The sequence below is a fragment of the Mycobacterium sp. ZZG genome (assembly GCF_054786995.1).
The window spans coordinates 77310-98973 of sequence record NZ_JBTBFV010000014.1 but is presented as its reverse complement, the minus strand read 5'-3'; the positions used below and the strand labels follow the sequence as shown (position 1 = coordinate 98973).

At 68.3% G+C, this 21664-nt stretch carries 23 protein-coding genes; 16 read left to right on the top strand and 7 right to left on the bottom strand.

All coding sequences use genetic code 11. The annotated features are described in order from the left end of the window. Positions 1-13: 13 nt before the first annotated feature. Positions 14-955, top strand: coding sequence for a DNA polymerase III subunit delta (holA, locus tag ACXMYJ_RS11070; protein ID WP_260758188.1), 942 nt, complete (start codon positions 14-16; stop codon positions 953-955). Between the two features lie 143 nt (positions 956-1098). On the opposite strand, the gene rpsT is transcribed toward holA, so the two are convergent. Then, a complete protein-coding gene (gene rpsT / locus ACXMYJ_RS11065; RefSeq protein ID WP_260754174.1) occupies positions 1099-1359 on the bottom strand; it encodes a 30S ribosomal protein S20 in 261 nt (86 codons plus the stop codon). 197 nt (positions 1360-1556) lie between these two features. Here rpsT and ACXMYJ_RS11060 point away from each other — a divergent pair, with 197 nt between their 5' ends. From ACXMYJ_RS11060 to ACXMYJ_RS11050, 3 genes are read left to right on the top strand one after another with little or no spacing between them, the layout of a single operon-like run. Then, positions 1557-3188, top strand: coding sequence for a circularly permuted type 2 ATP-grasp protein (locus ACXMYJ_RS11060; RefSeq protein ID WP_260754173.1), 1632 nt, complete (start codon positions 1557-1559; stop codon positions 3186-3188). A 12-nt stretch (positions 3189-3200) separates the two neighbouring features. After that, positions 3201-4175, top strand: a complete 975-nt coding sequence (locus tag ACXMYJ_RS11055) for an alpha-E domain-containing protein (protein ID WP_260754172.1) — start codon at positions 3201-3203, stop codon at positions 4173-4175. 1 nt (position 4176) lies between these two features. Next, positions 4177-5016: a transglutaminase family protein gene (locus tag ACXMYJ_RS11050; protein ID WP_460356071.1), complete on the top strand. Its 840-nt coding sequence runs from the start codon at positions 4177-4179 to the stop codon at positions 5014-5016. Here ACXMYJ_RS11050 and ACXMYJ_RS11045 read toward each other — a convergent pair. Beyond that, entirely contained in the window at positions 5000-5860 is an 861-nt protein-coding gene (locus ACXMYJ_RS11045; protein ID WP_460356068.1) for a ribonuclease Z, read from the bottom strand. The genes ACXMYJ_RS11050 and ACXMYJ_RS11045 overlap by 17 nt on opposite strands. Positions 5861-6020: 160 nt before the next feature. On the opposite strand from ACXMYJ_RS11045, the gene ACXMYJ_RS11040 reads away from it, so the two are divergent. Continuing rightward, the gene (locus ACXMYJ_RS11040) at positions 6021-6449 is read left to right on the top strand and encodes a CBS domain-containing protein (protein WP_260754167.1); all 429 of its coding nucleotides are present in this window, start codon (positions 6021-6023) and stop codon (positions 6447-6449) included. Positions 6450-6454: 5 nt separating this feature from the next. After that, positions 6455-7063, top strand: a complete 609-nt coding sequence (locus ACXMYJ_RS11035) for a GNAT family N-acetyltransferase (protein WP_260754166.1) — start codon at positions 6455-6457, stop codon at positions 7061-7063. Positions 7064-7070: 7 nt separating this feature from the next. Here ACXMYJ_RS11035 and ACXMYJ_RS11030 read toward each other — a convergent pair whose 3' ends face one another. Next, positions 7071-7682 (bottom strand): type II toxin-antitoxin system PemK/MazF family toxin, encoded by a 612-nt coding sequence (locus ACXMYJ_RS11030; protein WP_260754165.1) that lies wholly within the window; start codon positions 7680-7682, stop codon positions 7071-7073. 60 nt (positions 7683-7742) lie between these two features. On the opposite strand from ACXMYJ_RS11030, the gene lepA reads away from it, so the two are divergent. The 3 genes from lepA (at position 7743) to ACXMYJ_RS11015 (ending at position 11253) form a co-directional block, all read left to right on the top strand. After that, complete coding sequence (lepA, locus tag ACXMYJ_RS11025; protein ID WP_260758187.1) at positions 7743-9647, top strand: translation elongation factor 4; 1905 nt, start codon at positions 7743-7745, stop codon at positions 9645-9647. Between the two features lie 109 nt (positions 9648-9756). Beyond that, on the top strand, positions 9757-10497 hold the full coding sequence (locus ACXMYJ_RS11020; protein ID WP_460356064.1) for a sensor domain-containing protein: 741 nt from the start codon (positions 9757-9759) through the stop codon (positions 10495-10497). A gap of 30 nt (positions 10498-10527) precedes the next feature. Next, positions 10528-11253 carry a sensor domain-containing protein gene (locus ACXMYJ_RS11015; protein ID WP_460356062.1) on the top strand — a complete coding sequence of 242 codons (726 nt, stop codon included), beginning with the start codon at positions 10528-10530 and terminating at the stop codon, positions 11251-11253. Positions 11254-11256: 3 nt separating this feature from the next. Here ACXMYJ_RS11015 and ACXMYJ_RS11010 read toward each other — a convergent pair whose 3' ends face one another. Further along, on the bottom strand, positions 11257-11523 hold the full coding sequence (locus ACXMYJ_RS11010; protein ID WP_460356059.1) for an ANTAR domain-containing protein: 267 nt from the start codon (positions 11521-11523) through the stop codon (positions 11257-11259). 75 nt (positions 11524-11598) lie between these two features. Further along, entirely contained in the window at positions 11599-13605 is a 2007-nt protein-coding gene (locus ACXMYJ_RS11005) for a glycoside hydrolase family 15 protein (protein ID WP_443187928.1), read from the bottom strand. Between the two features lie 85 nt (positions 13606-13690). On the opposite strand from ACXMYJ_RS11005, the gene ACXMYJ_RS11000 reads away from it, so the two are divergent. The 7 genes from ACXMYJ_RS11000 to ACXMYJ_RS10970 all read left to right on the top strand — a co-directional run bounded on the left by ACXMYJ_RS11000 (position 13691) and on the right by ACXMYJ_RS10970 (position 19257). Further along, on the top strand, positions 13691-13897 hold the full coding sequence (locus ACXMYJ_RS11000; RefSeq protein WP_443187929.1) for a hypothetical protein: 207 nt from the start codon (positions 13691-13693) through the stop codon (positions 13895-13897). Between the two features lie 140 nt (positions 13898-14037). Continuing rightward, positions 14038-14130: an Ms4533A family Cys-rich leader peptide gene (locus ACXMYJ_RS10995; RefSeq protein ID WP_356948658.1), complete on the top strand. Its 93-nt coding sequence runs from the start codon at positions 14038-14040 to the stop codon at positions 14128-14130. A gap of 114 nt (positions 14131-14244) precedes the next feature. After that, positions 14245-15270, top strand: a complete 1026-nt coding sequence (locus ACXMYJ_RS10990) for a sulfate ABC transporter substrate-binding protein (RefSeq protein WP_443187930.1) — start codon at positions 14245-14247, stop codon at positions 15268-15270. Beyond that, positions 15267-16160 (top strand): sulfate ABC transporter permease subunit CysT, encoded by an 894-nt coding sequence (gene cysT, locus ACXMYJ_RS10985; RefSeq protein ID WP_443187931.1) that lies wholly within the window; start codon positions 15267-15269, stop codon positions 16158-16160. Before ACXMYJ_RS10990 ends, cysT begins: the two co-directional genes overlap by 4 nt. Then, entirely contained in the window at positions 16157-16969 is an 813-nt protein-coding gene (gene cysW, locus ACXMYJ_RS10980; protein WP_260754156.1) for a sulfate ABC transporter permease subunit CysW, read from the top strand. The genes cysT and cysW overlap by 4 nt, the downstream gene beginning before the upstream one ends. A gap of 19 nt (positions 16970-16988) precedes the next feature. Beyond that, positions 16989-18011: a sulfate/molybdate ABC transporter ATP-binding protein gene (locus ACXMYJ_RS10975; protein WP_260754154.1), complete on the top strand. Its 1023-nt coding sequence runs from the start codon at positions 16989-16991 to the stop codon at positions 18009-18011. A gap of 148 nt (positions 18012-18159) precedes the next feature. Next, positions 18160-19257, top strand: coding sequence for a class I SAM-dependent methyltransferase (locus tag ACXMYJ_RS10970; RefSeq protein WP_260754153.1), 1098 nt, complete (start codon positions 18160-18162; stop codon positions 19255-19257). Between the two features lie 4 nt (positions 19258-19261). On the opposite strand, the gene ACXMYJ_RS10965 is transcribed toward ACXMYJ_RS10970, so the two are convergent. Next, positions 19262-20257, bottom strand: coding sequence for a CNNM domain-containing protein (locus ACXMYJ_RS10965; protein ID WP_260754152.1), 996 nt, complete (start codon positions 20255-20257; stop codon positions 19262-19264). Beyond that, positions 20250-21611, bottom strand: coding sequence for a hemolysin family protein (locus ACXMYJ_RS10960; protein ID WP_260754151.1), 1362 nt, complete (start codon positions 21609-21611; stop codon positions 20250-20252). The genes ACXMYJ_RS10965 and ACXMYJ_RS10960 overlap by 8 nt, the downstream gene beginning before the upstream one ends. Positions 21612-21664 lie beyond the last annotated feature (53 nt).

Here is a 21664-nt window from a genome sequence, read left to right as displayed (position 1 = left end):
TGAGTTGACGGGGCTGCACCTGGTTCTGGGTGACGAGGAACTTCTGGTCGAGCGCGCCGTCGGTGCGGTGCTGGGGGCCGCCCGCGCCGCCGCAGGCACCGCCGACGTCCCGGTCGACCGGTTGCGTGCCGGGGAGGTCAGTGTCAGTGAGCTCGCCGAGCTGCTCAGCCCGTCGCTGTTCGCCGATGAACGGGTCGTGGTGCTGGAGGCGGCCGCCGAGGCCGGCAAGGACGCGGTGGCGCTGATCCAGGATGCCGCCGCCGATCTGCCTCCCGGCACCCTGCTGGTGGTGCTGCACTCCGGCGGCGGCCGGGCCAAGACGCTGGCCGAGCAGCTCAAGAAACTCGGCGCCGAGGTGCATGCCTGCGCGCGGATCACCAAGGCCGCCGAGCGCGCCGACTTCGTCCGCAAGGAGTTCCGGGCGCTGCGCGTCAAGGTCGACGACGCGGCGGTGACCGCCGTGCTGGACGCGGTCGGGTCGGACATCCGCGAGCTGGCGTCGGCGTGCTCGCAGCTCGTCGCCGACACCGGAGGCGCGGTCGATGCCGCGGCCGTCCGCCGCTACCACTCCGGGCGGGCGGAGGTGAAAGGTTTCGACATCGCCGACAAGGCGGTCGTGGGTGACGTGGCCGGCGCCGCGGAGGCGTTGCGCTGGGCGATGATGGCCGGCGAGCCGCACGTGGTGCTCGCCGATGCGCTGGCCGAGGCCGTGCACACCATCGCACGGGTCGCGCCGCTGTCCGGCGACCCGTACCGGCTGGCCGGTGAACTCGGCATGCCGCCGTGGCGGGTCCAGAAAGCACAGAAACAGGCGCGACGGTGGTCGCGGGAGTCGGTGGCGCAGGCCGTTCGGCTGGTGGCCGCGCTGAACGCCGACGTCAAGGGCGCGGCCGCCGACGCCGACTACGCGCTGGAGAGGGCAGTCCGCTCGGTCGCCGAGCTGGTCAGCGACTGAGCTGACCGGGACCCGGGCTCAGCTGTGGGCGCGGGTCGACCGGCCGAGGAAACCGTTCAGCCACCGGGCGGCGTGTGCCGGCCAGTGGCTGAAGCGAGAGGAAAGTCGAAATCCGGCAGGAGCCGGGAGATCGAGTGCGGGGCTCAGATCTTGTTGAGGGCCCTGGCCAGCGCCGACTTACGGTTGGCGGCCTGGTTCTTGTGGATCACGCCTTTGCTGGCGGCCTTGTCCAGCTTGCGGCTGGTCGCGACCAGCAGCTCGCCGGCCTTGTCCTTGTCGCCGGCATCAACAGCCGCACGGAATCCGCGGACCGCCGTGTGAAGCGACGACTTCACCGACTTGTTGCGCAGTCTGCGGCGCTCGTTGGTGCGGTTCCGCTTCTCCTGCGACTTGATGTTGGCCACGCGTGTATTCCTTCTAAATCTCGACTGGGTTACTTGAGTCTGTGGGCGCCCGTCCTGGGGCAGCGACTGTTCAGGGTAGCAGCGAGTGGGTAAATGTCCCAAAGCGAGCTCCGCTGGCCTGCTGAAACGGCCGGAATGCTGCAGCATGGCATTCGAATGCTCGCGCAACGTGCGTCCGGCAAAGAATAGGGGACATCTTGGCGACCGACACGGTACGAACGACCCGTACCGCCGCGAAACCGGCGAAGCGGCACGACGGCATCTTCGGTGGCTACAACCAGCTTGGTTCCTACGTCAAGGCGTTCGACGAGATGTTCGACGCGCAGGGCAACGTTCGCGGCCCGTACAAGGGCATCCACAAGGAACTCGCCCCGTCGGACGTCGCCGACCTGGAGGCCCGCTCCGACGCACTGGGCCGGGCGTTCATCGACCAGGGCATCACGTTTTCGCTGTCCGGTCAGGAGCGGCCGTTCCCGCTGGACCTGGTGCCGCGGGTGATCTCCGCGGCCGAGTGGACGCGCCTGGAACGCGGCATCCGGCAGCGGGTGCAGGCACTGGAGATGTATCTGGACGACATCTACGGCGAGCAGGAGATCCTGCGCGACGGTGTCATCCCGCGTCGGCTGGTGACCTCGTGCGAGCACTTCCACCGCGAGGCCGTCGGCATCGTCCCGCCCAACGGGGTGCGCATCCACGTCGCCGGGATCGACCTGATCCGCGACGACCAGGGCAACTTCCGGGTGCTGGAGGACAACCTGCGGTCGCCGTCGGGTGTCTCCTACGTGATGGAGAACCGCCGCACCATGGCGCGCGTGTTCCCCAACCTGTTCGCCACCCACCGGGTACGCGCGGTCGGCGACTACTCGTCGCACCTGCTGCGGGCGCTGCGCAACGCCGCGGCCAACAACGTCGCCGACCCGACGGTGGTCGTGCTGACCCCCGGCGTCTACAACTCCGCGTACTTCGAGCATTCGCTGTTGGCCCGGCAGATGGGCGTGGAGCTGGTGGAGGGCCGCGACCTGTTCTGCCGCGACAACGCCGTCTATATGCGCACCACCGAGGGTGAACGCCAGGTCGACGTGATCTACCGCCGTATCGACGACGACTACCTGGACCCGATGCAGTTCAAGCCGGACTCGGTGCTCGGCGTCGCCGGCATCCTCAACGCCGCCCGGGCCGGCAATGTGGTGATCTCCAGCGCGGTCGGCAACGGGGTCGGCGACGACAAGCTCGTGTATACGTACGTGCCGACGATCATCGAGTACTACCTGGGGGAGAAGCCGCTGCTGGCCAACGTCGACACCTTCCGCTGCTGGCTCGACGACGAACGCGAAGAAGTCCTGGACCGCATCGACGAGCTGGTGATCAAACCGGTGGAGGGTTCGGGCGGCTACGGCATCGTGTTCGGTCCGGACGCGTCGGAGAAGGAGCTGGCCACGATCACCAAGAAGATCACCGCCGACCCCCGCGGCTGGATCGCCCAGCCGGTCATGCAGTTGTCCACGGTGCCGACCCAGATCGGTGACAAGCTGGCGCCGCGCCACGTGGACCTGCGCCCGTTCGCGGTCAACGACGGCGACGAGGTGTGGGTGCTGCCCGGCGGGCTGACCAGGGTCGCGCTGCCCGAGGGGTCGCTGGTGGTGAACTCCAGCCAGGGCGGCGGATCCAAGGACACCTGGGTGCTGGCGTCGCGAACTTCGGCCGCCGACCGCGAGCTCGGCGCCGCCGAGGTGGTGCGCTCGCTGCCGAAGGCGGCCACCGGGAAGGGCGTCAGCAAGAGCGGCAAGGCCGACAGCACCCAGGATCAACAGCAACAGCAACAGCAGTAGGGGGCGATTCGATTGTTGGCGCGGAACGCGGAATCGCTGTACTGGATCGGCCGCTACGTCGAGCGGGCCGACGACACCGCCCGGATCCTCGACGTCACGGTGCACCAGCTGCTCGAAGACTCCAGTGTCGACCCCGACCAGGCGTCGCGCACCCTGCTGCGCGTGCTGGGCATCGACCCTCCCGAGCAGTCCCTGGATGTGTGGTCGCTGACCGACATCGTCGCGTTCAGCCGGGAGACCGACGGTGCCTGCTCGATCGTCGAGGCCATCTCGGCGGCTCGCGAGAATGCCCGGGGCGCACGGGAAGTGACGTCCACCGAGATCTGGGAGTGCCTGAACACCACCTATAACGCCCTGGCCGAGCGGGAACGCGCGGCCAAACGCCTGGGCCCGCACGAATTCCTGTCCTACGTGGAGGGCCGGGCGGCGATGTTCGCCGGCCTGGCCGATTCCACCCTCAGCCGCGACGACGGCTACCGGTTCATGGTGCTCGGCCGAGCGCTGGAACGGGTCGATATGACCGTGCGTCTGCTGCTGTCCCGGGTCGGGGACAGCGCGTCGTCCCCGGCCTGGGTCACCCTGCTGCGGTCGGCCGGCGCCCACGACACCTACCTGCGGACCTACCGAGGTGTGCTCGACGCGGGCCGGGTGGTCGAGTTCATGTTGCTCGACCGGCTCTTCCCGCGGTCGATCTTCTTCTCGCTGCGCCTGGCCGAGCACAGCCTCGACGAGCTGATGAACCGGCCGCACAACCGGCTCGGCGCCACCGCCGAGGCGCAGCGACTGCTCGGTAGGGCGCGCAGTGAGTTGGAGTTCCTTCAGCCGGGCGCTCTGCTCGACTCGCTGGAACAGCGGCTGGCCAATCTGCAGAAGACCTGCTTCGACGTCGGAGAAGCGTTGGCGCTGCAGTACTTCCACTCCGCTCCGTGGGTGGCGTGGACGGACGCGGGCCGCAACGCGTTGGTGATCGAAGAAGGGGAGATCTGATATGTGGCGCATGCGCGTGGTGCATTCGACCGGCTATGCCTACAAGTCGCCGGTCACCGCGTCGTTCAACGAAGTGCGGTTGACCCCGCGTTCGGACTCCCGGCAGAACGTGATCCTCAACCGGGTGGAGACGGTGCCCGCGACGCGGTCCTACCGCTACGTCGACTACTGGGGCACCGCGGTGACGGCCTTCGACCTGCACGCTCCGCACACCGAACTCGAGGTCACCGCGTCCTCGGTGGTGGAGACGGACACCCCCGAGGAACCCGAGACCAAGGTCACCTGGACCGATCTCGCCTCCGAGGCGGTGATCGACAAGTACGACGAGGTGCTCGCCCCGACGCACTATGTGCCGTCGAGCAAGCGCATCGAACGGGTCGGCCGGCGTATCGCGAAGTACCACGAACCGGCCGAGGCGGTGATCGAGGCCGCCCGCTGGGTGCAGGGTGAACTCAAGTACGTCCCGGGCACCACCGGGGTGCACACCTCGGGTGTCGACGCGCTGCGCGAGGGCAAGGGCGTGTGCCAGGACTTCGCCCATCTGACGCTGATGCTGTTGCGCGGCATGGGGATTCCGTCGCGGTACGTGTCGGGTTACCTGCATCCTGCGCGCGACGCGAAGATCGGCGACACCGTCGACGGGCAGAGCCACGCCTGGATTCAGGCCTGGACGGGACAGTGGTGGCACTACGACCCCACCAACGACGCCGAGATCAACGAGCAGTACATCAGCGTCGGGGTGGGCCGCGACTATTCGGACGTCACCCCGCTCAAGGGCATCTACTCCGGGGAGGGGTCCACCGACCTCGACGTCATCGTCGAGATCACCCGGCTGGCCTAGCAGCCACTCCCGGGTGGACCTCCACTCGGTGCAGGTCGTCGCCGATCTCGATCTGGCGGTCGAACTTCGACGCGGCCAGCGCGCGCCACTCCTCCTCCTGGCCGGGCTGCGGCGCCGGCACGTAGTGGGTGAGGATCAGGATGCCGACTCCGGCGCGGGACGCGGTCTCGGCGGCCTGCTCCACCGACGAGTGGTAGTCACAGATGTCCCGGATCCGCTGCATCGGCAACGCGTGGACCAGGTCGGGCCGAATCACGGTGTGTACCAGCGCTCCTGCGCCGGCGGCAAGTTCGTCGAGGCCTCGGCACGGCACCGTGTCGCCGGCGAGCACGACCGAGGCGCCGTGGTGTTCGATGCGGAAGCCGACGGTCGGAGCCACCGGACGGTGGTCGGTCGGGCCAACGCTGATCTGGACCTCGTCGCGGCCCCACACCACCCCGGCTGTCACCTCCTCCACCTCGACCTGCGGTGGTGCGGTCAGGTCGGCGTGATGGGCGATGCGGTAACCGATGTCGAAGCTAAACGCCGTGAGCATGTTCTCGACGACCTCGGCGGTGCCGGGCGGTCCGATGATGGGCAGCGGCGGCAGGTCGGGGGCGAAGTTCGACACCCACCGGCTGATCAGGACGTCACCGAGGTCGGCGATGTGGTCGCTGTGCAGGTGGGTCAGCAGCAGCGCGGTGATGGCGTTGGCGCCGACGCCGACGGCGGCCGCGCGTTGGAGCACCCCGCGGCCGCAGTCGATCAGGAATGTCTGCCCGCCGGCGCGCACGAGGGTCGACGGGCCGGCGCGCCGGGCGTCGGGGATCGGGCTTCCGGTGCCCAGCAGGGTGACTTCGATCATGAGCCAGAACGTACCTGCGGGCCCCGCCGAGCGGTGAGATATCGGTGAACCGCGGTGAAAAATCGTGCCACACAGGGTGATTGGACAGGGCAGCGGAACTGCTCCGCGGCCTGGGCGCGCGAGGTACCCTGATGTGAGCTACGTCACCAGGGGGTAGTCGATGCGGATTTCCGACGTGCTGCGAAACAAGGGCTCGGCCGTGGCCACGATCACGCCCGAGACGTCGGTGGCCGGCCTGCTGACCGAGCTGTCGGTGCACAACATCGGGGCGATGGTCGTGGTGTCGCCCGACGGGCTGCTCGGCATCGTCTCCGAGCGCGACGTCGTCCGTAAACTCCATGACGTGGGTGCTGACCTGTTGCGCCGCCCGGTGTCGGAGATCATGACGTCGATGGTGGCCACCTGTACACCGGAGGATTCCGTGGACAGCCTGAGCGCGCTGATGACCAACAACCGCGTTCGGCATGTCCCCGTGGTGGTGGACGGCCGGCTGGCCGGGATCGTCAGCATCGGGGACGTGGTGAAGACCCGGATGGAGGAACTCGAGCGCGAGCACGAGCACCTTCAGGCCTACATCACCCAGGGTTGACGCCGGTGCCCGGAATCGAGGTCCGCTTCGCGCAGAAGCCGGACGTCAAGGCTTTGGCGCGGGTGCTCGGCCGGGCGTTCTTCGACGATCCGGTGATGATGTGGATGGTGCCCGACGACGCCAAACGCGCCAAAGCCCTGCCGCGGGTGTTCGGCGCGATGACACGGCACCACTTCCTGGGCGGCGACGCGGTCGAGGTGTCGTCCTGGGCCGGCGCGCTGGGCGCGGCGGCGCTGTGGGACCCGCCCGGACGGTGGAAGCAGACCCCGCGGGAGGAACTGCGGATGATGCCGGCGTTCCTGCTGGCGATGGGTCGGTATGTGGGCCGTGGCCAGGGCGTCGCCGACCTGATGAAGGAGCACCATCCGGAAGAGCCGCACTGGTACCTCGGCGTGATCGGTTCCGACCCGGACATGCGCGGCGCCGGCCTCGGGCACGCGCTGATGCGGTCCCGGCTGGACCGCTGCGACGCCGAGGGCGCGCCCGCCTATCTGGAGTCCACCAAAGAATCCAACGTGCCGTACTACCTGCGGTTCGGTTTCGAGGTGACCGGTGAGCTCACCGTGCCCGGCGGTGGGCCGACGATGTGGCAGATGTGGCGGCGTCCGCAGTAGTGCCGGCTCAGCTCCAGGAGTAGTCGGCGCGCAGCCGCGCCGCGACGACCTCGAACACCCGGCGTTCCAGAATCGCGCCCTCCCGTCGGATGCCCTCCTCGGGCACGTCGAGCACCCGGTCGAGACGGACCCAGCTGGGTCTTCCGTCGTAGTCCCAGGTGCCGCTGCCGATGCCCACCCAGTTCGGCTGGTCGCGGTGATGGTCCTGGCTGGACAGCATCAGCCCGAACAGGATGTTGCGGTCGCGGCCGACGACGAGGACCGGACGGTCCTTGCCGCGGTTCGGATCGTCCTCGAAGGCCACCCAGGTCCAGACGATCTCGCCGGGATCGGCGCGGCCGTCCAGGTCGGGCGCATAGGACACCCGCCGGGCGCGCTGGGCGGTCGGGACGAACCGGCTGGACACCGGCCGCCCCGCGGGCAGTGCGGGCGGGGCGGACTCAGCCGGTCCGGACAGCACGTCCAGTCCGATGCGGATGCCCTGCTGGATGCCGCGCTGCAATGTCTCCGATTTCTGCAGCTGGCGAACGAGTTTGGGGGCCTCGTTGAACACGAGGTTCTCGGTGCCTTTCACCAGGAGACGCTGGAACGCCTTCAGATACGACGACGAGGACGCCATACCCGCCAAGCATAGGTGGTGCATGACGGCCCGATCGGGGCTCGATTGGGCCGCGGGGGCCTGCTCTCGATACTCTGGAAGGGCCGGTTTCGGCTGCCACACCCCGCTCACCAGGAGATTCCCATCAGCAGTTTCGCTGACAAGACGTTCACTGCGCCGGCGCAGATTCGGAACTTCTGCATCATCGCTCACATCGACCACGGCAAGTCCACCCTGGCCGACCGGATGCTGCAGCTCACCGGCGTCGTCGACGAGCGCTCGATGCGGGCCCAGTACCTGGACCGGATGGACATCGAGCGCGAGCGCGGCATCACCATCAAGGCGCAGAACGTGCGCTTGCCGTGGGAGGTCGACGGTGAGCAGTTCGTTTTGCATCTGATCGACACCCCCGGCCATGTCGATTTCACCTACGAGGTGTCCCGCGCGCTGGAGGCCTGCGAGGGCGCGGTGCTGCTGGTCGACGCCGCCCAGGGCATCGAGGCGCAGACGCTGGCCAATCTGTACCTGGCGCTGGACCGGGACCTGACGATCATCCCGGTGCTGAACAAGATCGACCTGCCCGCCGCCGATCCCGACCGGTATGCCGCCGAGATCGCCCACATCATCGGGTGCGAGCCCGAGGATGTGCTGCGGGTGTCGGGCAAGACGGGTGCGGGCGTGGCCGACCTGCTCGACCACGTGGTGCGCGAGATCCCGCCGCCGCAGGGCGACCCCGACGCGCCCGCGCGCGCGATGATCTTCGACTCGGTGTACGACATCTACCGCGGCGTCGTCACCTACGTGCGGGTGGTCGACGGGAAGATCACCCCGCGCGAGCGCATCGCGATGATGTCCACCGGCGCCACCCACGAACTGCTTGAGGTCGGCATCGTCTCACCCGAACCCAAGGCCTCCGACGGGCTCGGAGTCGGGGAGGTGGGCTACCTCATCACCGGCGTGAAGGACGTCCGCCAGTCCAAGGTCGGCGACACGGTGACGAGGGCCCGCAACGGCGCCAAGGAGGCGCTGACGGGCTACCGCGAGCCCAAGCCGATGGTCTATTCGGGCCTGTACCCGGTGGACGGGTCGGATTACCCGGTGCTGCGCGAAGCGCTGGACAAGCTGCAACTCAACGACGCGGCGCTGACGTACGAACCCGAGACCTCGGTGGCGCTCGGGTTCGGGTTCCGCTGCGGGTTCCTCGGGCTGCTGCACATGGAGATCACCCGGGAGAGGCTCGAACGTGAGTTCAACCTCGACCTGATCTCGACCGCGCCGAACGTCGTCTACCGCGTGATCAAAGACGACGGCACCGAGATCATCGTCACGAACCCGTCGGACTGGCCCGAAGGCAAGGTCCGGTCGGTGTTCGAGCCGGTGGTCAAGACCACGGTGATCGCGCCGAGCGAGTTCATCGGCACCATCATGGAACTGTGCCAGTCCCGGCGCGGCGAGCTCGGCGGCATGGACTACCTGTCGCCCGAACGCGTCGAGCTGCGCTACACCATGCCGCTCGGCGAGATCATCTTCGACTTCTTCGACTCGCTGAAGTCCCGCACCCGCGGCTACGCCAGCCTGGACTATGAGGAGGCCGGAGAGCAGGAGGCCGACCTGGTCAAGGTCGACATCCTGCTGCAGGGCGAGGCCGTCGACGCGTTTTCGGCGATTGTTCACAAGGACGGCGCGTCGGCGTACGGCAACAAGATGACCACCAAGCTCAAGGAACTGATTCCGCGGCAGCAGTTCGAGGTGCCGGTGCAGGCCGCCATCGGATCGAGAATCATTGCGCGCGAGAACATTCGGGCCATCCGCAAGGACGTGCTCTCCAAGTGCTACGGCGGTGACATCACCCGTAAGCGCAAGCTGCTGGAAAAGCAGAAGGAAGGCAAGAAGCGGATGAAGACCATCGGCCGCGTCGACGTGCCGCAGGAGGCGTTCGTCGCCGCGCTGTCCACCGAGGCAGGCGCGGACAAGCCGAAGAAGTGACGCGCGCGGGTCTGCATGGCCGGGCCCCGACTGTCAACGGCTGCCTCTGATACGGCGTCCATCTCCCGAACCGGTCGCGCGGCCGCGCTGGGCGTGCTATCGAAGGGGGATGGCGATGCGGGTGGCGGGGGCGCTGGGGGCGGCGTGCGTGGCTGTCACACTGTCGGGTTGTGCAGGTGTTCCCGTCGACGAGCGCCCCACGGTGCGCATCGCCGAGGCCGCACAGCCCTCGCCCACGCGGCCGCTTGGACAGCTCCTGCCCACCGCGCAGGAGTTGTCCGCGCTGCTGGCCACCGGTCCGAACGGTCTGCTTGGCCGGCCGGTCGAGGGGAACGCCGACGTGCTGTTGCGCAGCGTCGCCGATGCGCAGGTGACGCCCGCGGAGTGCGTGAGCGCCGCTTACCGCATGCAGAAGGTCGTCTACGACACCAGCCCGGTACAGTCGGTGGCCAGCAACACTTGGGCCGGTGGCGGTTTCGACGCACCGCCGGTGTCGGGGTTCTTCGGTGTCGTGCAGATGGCGGATCCTGTTGCCGCCCAAGCTTTTTTCGCGTCGCTCACCACACAGTGGCGGCGCTGTGACGGGCGGACCGTCGCGTTGCAGTCCTCGGTGCCGGGCGGCGGCGAGATGAGCCGGATCACCGGAGTCTCGTTCGGCGAACGCGTGGTCTCGGCGAGTGTGCTCCATGCCTCGGGTGGCACCGAGTCCCCGACGGGCGTGCGGGCCGTCGGGCTGGCCGGCGACTGCATCGTCGAGGTCGAGCTCGTCGACCCGCGCGCCGCGGCGGACGCTCGGCCGGCGGTCGCGGTCGCCGACGTCATTCTCGACAAGATCGTCGCGGCCCGCTGAACCCGCGCCGCAGTGGGCCGACCGGCGGTGATGGCCGACAATAATCGTGTGAACAATCTCGGCGCGATTCCTCGTGCCTGCGCTGCAGGTGTCGCCATCGCGCTCTCGGTGCTGTTGACCGGGTGTGTGAGCAGCGTGGACGGAACCGCGGTGCGTGGCCGCGGCGCGGCGCCGCTGAATGTGCCACCCCTCGACGAGGCCAGGCTGGACGACGTGCTCTTGACCGTCGAGGAGTTGAACGCGATCGTCGGCTCGACCCGGATGAAGGTCACCAGCGAACTCGAGGAGATGACCGACCACTCGGCCGAGGTGTCGGATCCGGCGTGCCTTGGCGCGGTGTACGGCGCGGAGGCGCCGGTGTATCAAGGCACCGGCTGGACGGCGATGCGCGACCAGGTCGCCCGCGAACCCGACGACGACAACGACCACTGGGTGGAGCAGACGGCCGTGCTGTACCCGGCGGCAGGCAACGCGCGGCAGTTCTTCGACCGCTCGTCGGCGACGTGGCAGGAGTGCGCCAACGCCGCGATCACGGTTGGGGACGGCGACTACCTGTGGGAGCTCGACGATGTCGAGGCCGGTGACACGCTGATCACCCAGCTGACCACCCAGGAGGGCGCCGACGGGTGGGCCTGCCAGCATGCGTTGTCGGTGGTGTCCAACCTGACCGCCGAGGTGTGGGCCTGCGGCTACAGCATCACCGACGAGGCCGCCGAGATCGCGAGCGCGATGGTCGAGAACGCCGCGGCCAGGTAGCGCTCACCGCGCGGCGAGCGCCGCCCCACGACCGGTCATAATCAGCTCACCCCACGCGTTGAACGCCTCGGCATGGTCGGCCGACGCCGAACCGCTGGCGACTGCGACCAACCCGGAAGCGATGGCGCCCAACCCGATTCCGGTCTGGCGCACCACGCGCACCAGTTCGTCGAACGCCTCGCCGCGCGAGTAGCCACGCAGACCGATCAGAATGCCGATGGCGATGTCGATCACTTGACGCGAGGTGTCGTCTGCCACACGAGAACTCATGGCACCGATGGTCCATCGTGCCGGCCTTCGACGGCAGCATTCTGCGCGGGCAGACGCAAAATCGCGATGTTGTCGTTACACGGGGGCGTTGGCCGGCTGAAAGACGCCGGAACTGTCGGCCTCCTCCTCGGCGCGGATCACGTGCACGACGGCGTTGATCAGCGCCAGGTGGGTGAACGCTTGCGGGAAGTTGCCCAGGTGCCGCCCGGTGCTGGGCTCGATCTCTTCGGCGTAGAGATGCAGCGGGCTGGCGAATGACAGCAACCGCTCACACAGATGCCGGGCGCGGTGGATCTCGCCGATCTCGACGAGCGCCGACACCAGCCAGAACGAGCAGATCGTGAACGTGCCCTCCTCGCCGGACAGGCCGTCATCGGTCTCCTCCACCCGGTAGCGCAGCACCAGACCTTCCTCGGTCAGCTCGTCGGCGATGGCCAGCACCGTGGCACGGATGCGCGGGTCGTCCGGCGGCAGGAACCGGGTGAGCACGGCCAGCAGCAGCGACGCGTCGAGCGCCGGGTCGCCGTAGCGCTGCGTCAGCACTCCGCGTTCGTCCACGCCGTGTTCGAGGATGTCGGCTTTGATCTCCTCGGCGATCGCGCGCCATTGCTGCGCGTAGGCCTTCTCGCCTTCCAGTTCGGCGAGCTTGGCGCCCCGGTCCAGCGCCACCCAGCACATGATCTTGCTGGACGTGAAGTGCTGCGGTTCGCCGCGGACCTCCCAGATGCCCCGGTCGGGTTCCCGCCAGTGCTTGATGGCCTCCTCGACCTGTTCCTTGAGCACCGGCCACAGCGTCTCGGGGATCTGCTCACGCGACTTGGTGTGCAGATACACCGAATCCAGCATGGTGCCCCAGATGTCGTGCTGCATCTGGTTGTAGGCGCCGTTGCCGATGCGCACCGGGCGCGAGTTGTCGTAGCCCGACAGGTGATTGAGCTCCTCTTCGACCAGGCTGCGTTCCCCGCCGACCCCGTACATCACCTGCAGCGGATGCCGCTCGCCGTTGTTGGCGCCCGACACGTCGGCGATGAACGCGAAGAAGTCGTCGGCCTCGCGGTCCAGGCCCAACGTGTACAGACCCCACAGCGCGAACGTCGAGTCACGCACCCACGCATACCGGTAATCCCAATTGCGTTCCCCCTGAGGGGTTTCCGGTAGCGACGTGGTCGGCGCGGCGAGCAGCGCACCGGTCGGCGAGTAGGTCAGGCCCTTCAGCGTGAGCGCGCTGCGCTGCAGGTAGGCCCGCCACGGGTGGTCGGGGAAGTCGCCGACGTTGATCCACTGGCGCCAGCACTCGCTGGTCTTCCACATCTTGTCGGCGGCCTCTTCGTAGTTCTGCGGCGCCGGATGCTTGGACCAGCTGAGCGCGACGAAGACGTTGTCGCCCTCCTTGAGCCGGGTCCGCGCCCGCGCCTCGCGACCCTCCAGACCGATGCGCAGGTTGGTGGTCAGCCGCAGTGTCGGGTGCGAGTCCGGGTTCTTGGTCGCGCGGGCGATCGCCTCGCCGTACGCCTGCGCCGAGTACTCCCAGTGCGCGCTGGTGCGGTGGTAGTCGAACGACGGTTCGCAGCTCATCACCAGCTCGACGGTGCCGCTGACGCACCGGACGGTGCGCAGCAGGATGTGTTCGGCATCCCAGTCCATCGGGGTGCGCCGGTGCGTGCGCGACCGGGTCTCCAGGTCGTGCCACGGACCCATCACCAGGGCGTCGCGCACGATCACCCAGCCGGTGTGGGTCTGCCACGTGGTCTCCAGGATCAGGCTGCCCGGCAGGTAGCGCCGCGCTGCCGGCACCGACACTCCGTAGGGGCCGAGGCGGAAATGACCGGCGCCGCGGTCCAGGATCGCGCCGAACACGCTGGGGGAGTCCGGCCGGGGCACACACAGCCACTCCACCGAGCCCGCCGACGAGATCAGGCACTGGGTCTCGCAGTCGGACAGGAACGCATAGTCTGCGATCGGGGGGAACGGATTGCGCAGCGCGCTCTGGTGTGGATAGGCCGGCGGGGCGGCCAGCGCGAACGCTCCGGAATCCCCGTCGGAGGACAACTCTGCAGAGGTCTCGGTCTGCGGCAGAACCATTTGCTCATCATCGACTGCCGGGCGCCCCGGCGTCTACTCGACCACCCGGTGTTTCGCCGGGCCCCCGGACGCATAGTCTGGCCGGATGGACGGCTTCCTCAGCTGGTGGGACGGAGTGGAGCTGTGGCTGTCCGGTCTGCCGTTCGTTGCGCAGACCGTGGTCGTGATGCCGGTGGTGTTGGCGCTGGCCTACGTGGTGGCCGTGGTGCTCGACGGCCTGCTGGGCAACGGCATCCGCATTCTGCACCGGATCCGACACATCGACGACGACAGAGAGGGTGGCGACGCATGAGCGGCATGCCGCGTTCGCGGGTCACCCTGGTCCTGGTGGCTTTGATCGTGTTCGTCATCGTGATGTGGTTGCTCACGCGCTGACGGGGTGCCAAAAGACCCGCACGGCCGCTGTCCGGCAACTCTGTTACGCTTCGCGCCATGCAATCGGCGTCCGGCAACAAGAGCGGCCACATCGTGGCTCTCATTGCCGTGGGTCTGTGTGCCGTTGCTGATGTCTGTTGTTGTCGCTGACTTTCTGCCCGTTCACGGCTCGGTGTCGGTGACTGCTGTGGCGCACCTGTCTCAGCGCTGAACCCGCCTTTCCGGAACGGTCCACCCCCGAAATCCGACACCGGAAGGCCATCCATGCACAACACCCTGAAATCGACGAAGCGCTGGCGCACCGCCGCCGCGTTGGCCGTATCGGCGACAGTGCTGGCCGCCTGCGCCGGCGGCGCCAGCGACGTGCCCGGCGGGGAAGGCGCCGACACCAACGCCGAGACCACGCTCACCCTGGTCGCGTTCGCGGTTCCGGAGCCGGGCTGGTCGAAGACCTCGCCGGCTTTCGCGGCCACCGAGGAGGGCAAGGGCGTCGCGGTCACCGGGTCCTACGGCGCGTCCGGTGACCAATCGCGCGCGGTGGAGGCCGGCAAGCCCGCCGACATCGTGAACTTCTCCGTCGAACCCGACATCACCCGCCTGGTCAAGGCCGGCAAGGTCGACGAGAACTGGGACGCCGGTCCGAACAAGGGCATCGCGTTCGGTTCGGTGGTCAGCTTCGCGGTGCGTCCCGGCAATCCCAAGAACATCCGCACCTGGGACGACCTGCTGAAGCCGGGCGTCGAGGTCATCACGCCGAGCCCGCTGAGTTCGGGTGCGGCCAAGTGGAACCTCCTCGCGCCGTACGCGTACGCCAGCAAGGGCGGCCAGGACCCGCAGGCCGGCATCGACTTCGTCAACAAGCTGGTCACCGAGCACGTCAAGCTGCGTCCCGGCTCGGGCCGCGAGGCCACCGACGTGTTCCGGCAGGGCAGCGGCGACGTGCTGCTGGCCTACGAGAACGAGGCGCTGAACTTCGACCTCGAGCATGTCAACCCGGCCGAGACGTTCAAGATCGAGAACCCCACCGCGGTGGTCAACACCAGCAAGCATCTGGACAAGGCGCAGGCGTTCGTGGACTTCCAGTTCACTCCGGAGGGGCAGAAGCTGTGGGCCGAGGCCAACTTCCGGCCGGTTGACCCGGGCGTTCTCGCCGAATACGCCGACAAGTTCCCGGCCCCGGAGAAGCTGTGGACGATCGAGGATCTCGGCGGCTGGTCCAAGGTCGACGCCGAGCTGTTCGACAAGGACAACGGCACCATCACCAAGATCTACAAGCAGGCCACTGGATGACCTCATCCTCCGGGGTGGTCGATCCGAATCCCGAATCGATCCGGCCCGAGCTCACCGGTGACGGTGGCTCGGGCCCGCCCTCGCGGCTGCGGTATCGCAGCCACGGTTCCACGTCGTTGCGTGTCGGGGCGGCCACCATGTGGCTGTCGCTGATCGTGCTGCTGCCGCTGGCCGCGATCGTGTGGCAGTCCGCCGAGGGTGGGTTCGGGGCGTTCTGGTCGGCGGTCACGTCGCCGTCCGCGCTCGCGTCGCTGCGGGTGACGCTCACCATTTCCATCGGCGTCACCGTCGTGAACGGTTTCTTCGGCCTGATCGTCGCCTGGGTGCTGACCCGCGACGAGTTCCCCGGCAAGCGTCTGGTCGACGCGGTGATCGACCTGCCGTTCGCGCTGCCCACCATCGTCGCCAGCCTGGTGATGCTCGCGCTGTACGGTCCCGCCAGCCCGGTGGGCATCCACCTGCAGCACACGAAGTGGGGTGTGGGTATCGCACTGCTGTTCGTGACATTGCCGTTCGTGGTGCGCTCGGTGCAGCCGGTGCTGCTCGAACTCGACCGGGAGGTGGAGGAGGCCGCGGCTTCATTGGGCGCGAACAACGTCACGATCCTGGCGCGGGTGATCCTGCCTGCCCTGCTGCCGTCGTTGTTGTCGGGTGCGGGTCTGGCGTTCTCCCGCGCCATCGGTGAGTTCGGCTCGGTGGTGCTGATCGGCGGCGCGGTGCCCGGGGAGACCGAGGTGTCTTCGCAATGGATCCGCACCCTGATCGAGAACGACGACAGGGTCGGCGCCGCCGCGATCTCGATCGTGCTGCTGGCGATCTCCTTCGTGATCCTGTTCATCCTGCGCGCCATCGGTGCGCGGGCCGCGAAACGGGAGGCTCTGGCGCCATGACGCTCTCGCCGCTGGTCCGCCATGTGCTGCGCTGGGTTGCGCTGACCTACGTCGCCGTGCTGGTGGTCGTGCCGGTCGGACTGATCCTGTGGCGGACGTTCGCACCCGGCATCGGCGAGTTTCTCGCGTCGGTCGGCACCCCGGCGGCGATCTCGGCGCTGAATCTGTCTCTGCTCGTCGTCGCGATCGTGGTGCCACTCAACGTGCTGTTCGGCGTCCCGACCGCATTGGTCTTGGCCCGCAACAGGTTCCGTGGCAAGAGCATCCTGCAGGCGATAATCGACCTCCCGTTCGCGGTGTCTCCGGTCGTGGTCGGCGTCGCGCTGATCCTGCTGTGGGGGTCGGCGGGACTCTTCGGTTTCCTGGAGAACGGCTTCGGCTGGAAGATCATCTTCGGTTTCCCCGGCATCGTGCTGGCCAGCATCTTCGTCACGGTCCCGTTTGTGATCCGCGAGGTCGAACCGGTGCTCCATGAGATCGGCACCGACCAGGAGGAAGCCTCGGCCACCCTCGGCGCACAGTGGTGGCAGACGTTCTGGCGGATCACGCTTCCGTCGATCCGGTGGGGGCTGACCTACGGCATCGTGTTGACGATCGCCCGCACCCTCGGCGAGTTCGGTGCGGTGCTGATGGTCGCGGCGAACCTGCCCGGCTCTTCCCAGACTCTCACCCTGCTGGTGCACGACCGGTATACCCGCGGCGCCGAATACGGCGCCTACGCGATCTCCACCCTGTTGATGACCGTGGCTGTCCTCGTCCTGATCGCCCAGGTGATCCTCGACGCCCGCCGGACACGCGCCGCAAAATAGGCCCATAGGAGCAGACAGCATGACCCACGCGATCACCGTCACCGGCGCCAACAAGCGGTACGGCGACTTCGCCGCGCTCGACAACATCGACTTCGAGGTGCCCGCGGGTTCGCTGACCGCGCTGCTCGGGCCCAGCGGATCGGGCAAGTCGACGTTGTTGCGCGCCATCGCCGGACTCGACGAGCCCGACACCGGAACCATCACCATCAACGGCCGCGACGTCACGCACATCCCGCCGCAGAAGCGCGGAATCGGCTTCGTGTTCCAGCATTACGCCGCGTTCAAGCACCTGACGGTGCGCGACAATGTCGCGTTCGGGTTGAAGATCCGCAAGAAGCCCAAGGCCGAGATCAAGGCCAGGGTCGACGACCTGCTGCAGGTGGTGGGGCTGGCGGGCTTCCAGAGCCGCTACCCCAACCAGCTCTCCGGCGGGCAGCGCCAGCGCATGGCGCTGGCCCGCGCATTGGCCGTCGATCCCGAGGTGCTGCTGCTCGACGAGCCGTTCGGCGCGCTGGACGCCAAGGTCCGTGAAGACCTGCGGGCCTGGCTGCGCCGCCTGCACGACGAGGTGCACGTGACGACCGTGCTGGTCACCCACGATCAGCAGGAGGCCCTCGACGTCGCCGACCGGATCGCGGTGCTCAACAAGGGCCGCATCGAGCAGGTCGGGTCGCCGACGGAGGTCTACGACAGGCCGGCCAACGCGTTCGTGATGTCCTTCCTGGGTGCGGTCTCGTCACTCAACGGGGTGCTGGTGCGGCCCCACGACATCCGGGTGGGCCGCAACCCGGAGATGGCGATCGCCACCTCGGACGGCTCCGCCCAGTCCACCGGCGTGACGCGCGCGACCATCGACCGGATCGTGGTGCTGGGCTTCGAGGTCCGCGTCGAGCTGACCAACGCCGCGACGCACACGCCGTTCACGGCGCAGATCACCCGCGGTGACGCCGAGGCGCTGGGACTCAAGGAAGGCGACACCGTCTACGTGCGCGCCACCCGGGTGCCTTCATTGCCCGACGACGTCCCGGTTCCCGTCGGCTGAACGGGCTCTCGCGTGCCGAACCGACACGTCGGCCGGGGGAGGCCCGTTGGCTGGAAGGTCGCTTGGAAACAGGTAGTCATCCCTGATCCGCTGCGGCGTCCGCAGGTTCATGCTGAGTGGTGTAGCCCTCCGGAGAAAGGACACCACGATGACTACATCTCCGCTATCTCCGCCCGCCACGCCCACGCCCTCGGTCGATCCGGACCGGCTGATGAGTTTCGTGCTGCGCGCGGTCGACGAAACCGGTGCGGCGCTGAACTGCGCGCTGGTGGTGATGGGGCAGCGCCTCGGCTATTACCGCAGCCTCGTCAAGAACGGACCGAGCACGCCAGCAGAACTCGCCGAGCGCACACACACCGACCAGCACTACGCCCGCGAATGGCTCAACGCCCAGGCTGCCGGTGGTTTCGTCGCGTACGACCCGGCGACAGGGCGCTACCATCTCCCGCCGGAACAGGCCACGGCACTACACGACGAGACCAGCCCCGCATTCGTCGGTGGGCTGTTCCAACTCGCCTACGGGACGTTGCGCGACGCCCTGACAATCGTCGACGCGGCCCGCACCGGGGCGGGAATGGGCTGGGGAGAACACAATTCCGACGTACACGTCGGCTGCGAGAAGTTCTTCCTGCCGACCTACGCGAGCCACATCGTCAACGACTGGATTCCGGCCCTGGAAGGGGTGGCGGACAAGCTTGCCGGCGGCGCCCGAGTCGCGGACGTCGGCTGCGGCCACGGTGGTTCGACGCTGCTCATGGCACAAGCGTTCCCCAACTCGGTCTTCGTCGGCACCGACGTGCACGCCGGCTCCATCGAGACCGCCAGGCAGCGGGCCGGCGCGGCACACGCCGATCTGCAGGTGAGTTTCGAGGTTGCCGCAGCCGACGAGATCAGCGGTGGGCCATACGATTTGGTGACGATGTTCGACTGCCTGCACGACATGGGCGATCCGGTCGGCGCGGCTCGCCGGGTCCGCGAGGTGATCGCCGAGGACGGAACCTGGATGATCGTCGAACCAGCGGCCGGCGACCGGGTGGAAGACAACCTCAACCCGATCGGCCGTGCCTACTACGGGTTTTCGACGTTGCTGTGCACACCGTCGTCGTTGGCGCAGCCGGTGGGGATGGCGCTGGGCACCCAGGCCGGTCCGGCACGCATCCGGGACGTGGTCCGGGAGGCCGGCTTCAGCCGGTTCCGGGCGGCGGCACAGACACCGTTCAACAACATCTTCCAGGTCCAGCCCTGACCGTTTACGCGGCGTCAGGCAACAGCCGGTACAGCAGATCGGTGAGCGTCAGCAGCCCCCGTCCCGACGGGCCGTCGACCACGACCAGGTGGTTGCGGGTCTCCCGCATCAGGCGCAGCGCCTCATAGACCGGGGTGCTCTCCGGAACTGACAGCACGGGCCGCATCAGCTCGCGGGCGGTGGCCGTGGTGGACAGGCTGTCCCGGACATGGACCACGCCCACCACCGCTGCGCCGTCGCGGACCAGGAGCCGCAGATGGCCGGACCTGTACGCGGTCTGCTGAATCTCGGCGGGCGTCGCGTCGGCAGGCACCTCGCTGTACTGGGCATCGCGGCGGGCCAGTTCGCCGACGGTCAGCGCCTCCAGTTCCAGCGCGCTGGTCAGGTTCGCGTGATAGCGCTCGTCGAGGGTGCCGACGGTGGCCGAGTGCTCGACGAGCTGACGCAGCGCGTCGGGGTCCTGGCTGTCGGCCAGTTCGTCGACCGGGGTGACACCGACGCGGCGCAGACACCAGTTCGCGGCGTGGTTGAGCGCCCGCAGCAGCGGCCGGGTCGCGAACATGAACCCCCGCATAGGCAGGGCGAGCAGCGTCGCGGACCGTTCCGGATGGGCGATGGCCCACGACTTCGGCGCCATCTCGCCGACCACCAGATGCAGGAACGTCACGATGAGCAACGCCAGCACGAAGCCGCCGACATCGGCCGCCCAAACCGGGGCGCCAAGACCGCGAATGAGCGGTGTGATGGCGTGGTGCACAGCGGGTTTGGTGATCGCACCGAGGAGCAGCGTGCACACGGTGATCCCGAGCTGAGCGCCGGCCAGCAGCAGGGAGAGCTCGCCGGCGCTGCGTAGCGCGGCGCGGGCGGCGGCGCTGGTGGCCGCGGCATCCTCCAGCCGGTTGCGCCGCGCGGCGATCAGTGCGAACTCGACCGCGACGAAGAAGGCGCTCAGGCCGATCAGCGCGACCGTGACTGCGGCGACGACCCACGGACTACTCATCGCCGGCCTCCTCGGAGACGGTCACGAACACCGATGCCGGGACGCGCCGCTCGATCGAGCGGACCTGCGCCTTCAACAACCGTTTCGGGGGCACTCCGTCGCCGCGCAGATCCGCCGGGTCGGCGGGCAACGGGATCACGACCTCGTCGCCGACGGCGGGCAGTCCTTCCGCATGTGCGATCACCATGCCGGCAACCGTTTCGTAGTCACCGGGCGGCAGGGTGACGCCGAGCGTACGTTCGGCCTCGTCCAGCGGGAGATCTCCGGCGAGAAGCCAGCCGTCGCCGTCGGCGATCACGTCGGCCTCGGTGTCGGTGTCGTGTTCGTCGTCGATCTCGCCGACAAGTTCCTCGGCGATGTCCTCGATCGTGACGATGCCGGCGAAGCCGCCGTACTCGTCGATGACGATGGCCATCTCCGCCCCGGCCCGCTGAAGATGACGCACCACGTTGGGCAACGGCAACGTCTCGGGCACCACCACCGGCGGCCGGCAATGTGCTTGCGCGGTGTCGGTGGCGGGCACCGGCCCCAGCAGGTCCAGCAGCTCGATCACGCCCACCACGTCATCGGGACTCGAGCCGGTGACGGGGTAACGGGTGTGGCCGGTGGCCATCCGCGCCAGCACGGTGGCCACCGGTTCGTCGGCGGACACGGTGTCCACACGCGAGCGCGGGATCATCGCGTGTTCGGCTGTGCTGGTGGGGAAGTCGAGGATCCGGTCGAGCAGCGCCGACAGTTCGTCGGGGATCTCGCCGGCGTCGCGGGACGCGGCGACGATGTGTTCGAGGTCGCGCGGGGTGGCGGAGTGCTCGACGTCGTGCACGGGCTCGATGCGCAGAGCGCGCAGCAGCAGGTTCGATGACTGGTCGAACAGCCAGATGAGCCAGCCGAACAGCTTCAGGTACAGCGTGGTGGACAGCGCCAGCCGGCAAGCCAACGGTTCCGGGCGGGCGATCGCGAGGTTTTTCGGGAACAGCTCGCCGAACACCATCTGCACGACGGTGGACACCGTGATCGCAACCAGGCCGCCGATCGCCACGGCGATCGCCGTCGGGATCCCGGCGCCGCCGAGCAACACCGTGAAACCGCGCCCGATCAGCGGCTCGGCGACATAGCCCACCAGCAGTCCGGTGACGGTGATGCCGAGTTGCGCGCCTGAGAGCATGAACGAGGTGCGCCGGGTGACGGCCAGCGCACGGGCGGCGGCGCGGTCACCGGCCTCGGCCCGAGCTTTGAGCCGCGACCTGTCCACGGCCATGTAGGCGAATTCCTGCGCGACGAAGTATCCGGTCAGCGCGGTGATCGCCAGCACCACCAGGAAGCCGATGAGAATTCCGAGAACGGCGGTCAGCATGCGACCGCCCCGGGTCTATGAGGTGGCATCGTGTCCTTGCTCGGGTGGGATGA

Excerpts from the sequence above, each read along its gene's own strand:
- ACXMYJ_RS11050 (WP_460356071.1), top strand. The coding sequence starts at position 4,177 with ATGTGGCGCATGCGCGTGGTGCATTCGACCGGCTATGCCTACAAGTCG.
- ACXMYJ_RS11045 (WP_460356068.1), bottom strand. The coding sequence starts at position 5,860 with ATGATCGAAGTCACCCTGCTGGGCACCGGAAGCCCGATCCCCGACGCC.
- ACXMYJ_RS11040 (WP_260754167.1), top strand. The coding sequence starts at position 6,021 with ATGCGGATTTCCGACGTGCTGCGAAACAAGGGCTCGGCCGTGGCCACG.
- ACXMYJ_RS11030 (WP_260754165.1), bottom strand. The coding sequence starts at position 7,682 with ATGGCGTCCTCGTCGTCGTATCTGAAGGCGTTCCAGCGTCTCCTGGTG.
- ACXMYJ_RS11020 (WP_460356064.1), top strand. The coding sequence starts at position 9,757 with ATGGCGATGCGGGTGGCGGGGGCGCTGGGGGCGGCGTGCGTGGCTGTC.
- ACXMYJ_RS11015 (WP_460356062.1), top strand. The coding sequence starts at position 10,528 with ATGGCCGACAATAATCGTGTGAACAATCTCGGCGCGATTCCTCGTGCC.
- ACXMYJ_RS11010 (WP_460356059.1), bottom strand. The coding sequence starts at position 11,523 with ATGAGTTCTCGTGTGGCAGACGACACCTCGCGTCAAGTGATCGACATC.
- ACXMYJ_RS11005 (WP_443187928.1), bottom strand. The coding sequence starts at position 13,605 with ATGGTTCTGCCGCAGACCGAGACCTCTGCAGAGTTGTCCTCCGACGGG.
- ACXMYJ_RS11000 (WP_443187929.1), top strand. The coding sequence starts at position 13,691 with ATGGACGGCTTCCTCAGCTGGTGGGACGGAGTGGAGCTGTGGCTGTCC.
- ACXMYJ_RS10995 (WP_356948658.1), top strand. The coding sequence starts at position 14,038 with ATGCAATCGGCGTCCGGCAACAAGAGCGGCCACATCGTGGCTCTCATT.
- ACXMYJ_RS10990 (WP_443187930.1), top strand. The coding sequence starts at position 14,245 with ATGCACAACACCCTGAAATCGACGAAGCGCTGGCGCACCGCCGCCGCG.
- cysT (WP_443187931.1), top strand. The coding sequence starts at position 15,267 with ATGACCTCATCCTCCGGGGTGGTCGATCCGAATCCCGAATCGATCCGG.
- cysW (WP_260754156.1), top strand. The coding sequence starts at position 16,157 with ATGACGCTCTCGCCGCTGGTCCGCCATGTGCTGCGCTGGGTTGCGCTG.
- ACXMYJ_RS10975 (WP_260754154.1), top strand. The coding sequence starts at position 16,989 with ATGACCCACGCGATCACCGTCACCGGCGCCAACAAGCGGTACGGCGAC.
- ACXMYJ_RS10970 (WP_260754153.1), top strand. The coding sequence starts at position 18,160 with ATGACTACATCTCCGCTATCTCCGCCCGCCACGCCCACGCCCTCGGTC.
- ACXMYJ_RS10965 (WP_260754152.1), bottom strand. The coding sequence starts at position 20,257 with ATGAGTAGTCCGTGGGTCGTCGCCGCAGTCACGGTCGCGCTGATCGGC.
- ACXMYJ_RS10960 (WP_260754151.1), bottom strand. The coding sequence starts at position 21,611 with ATGCTGACCGCCGTTCTCGGAATTCTCATCGGCTTCCTGGTGGTGCTG.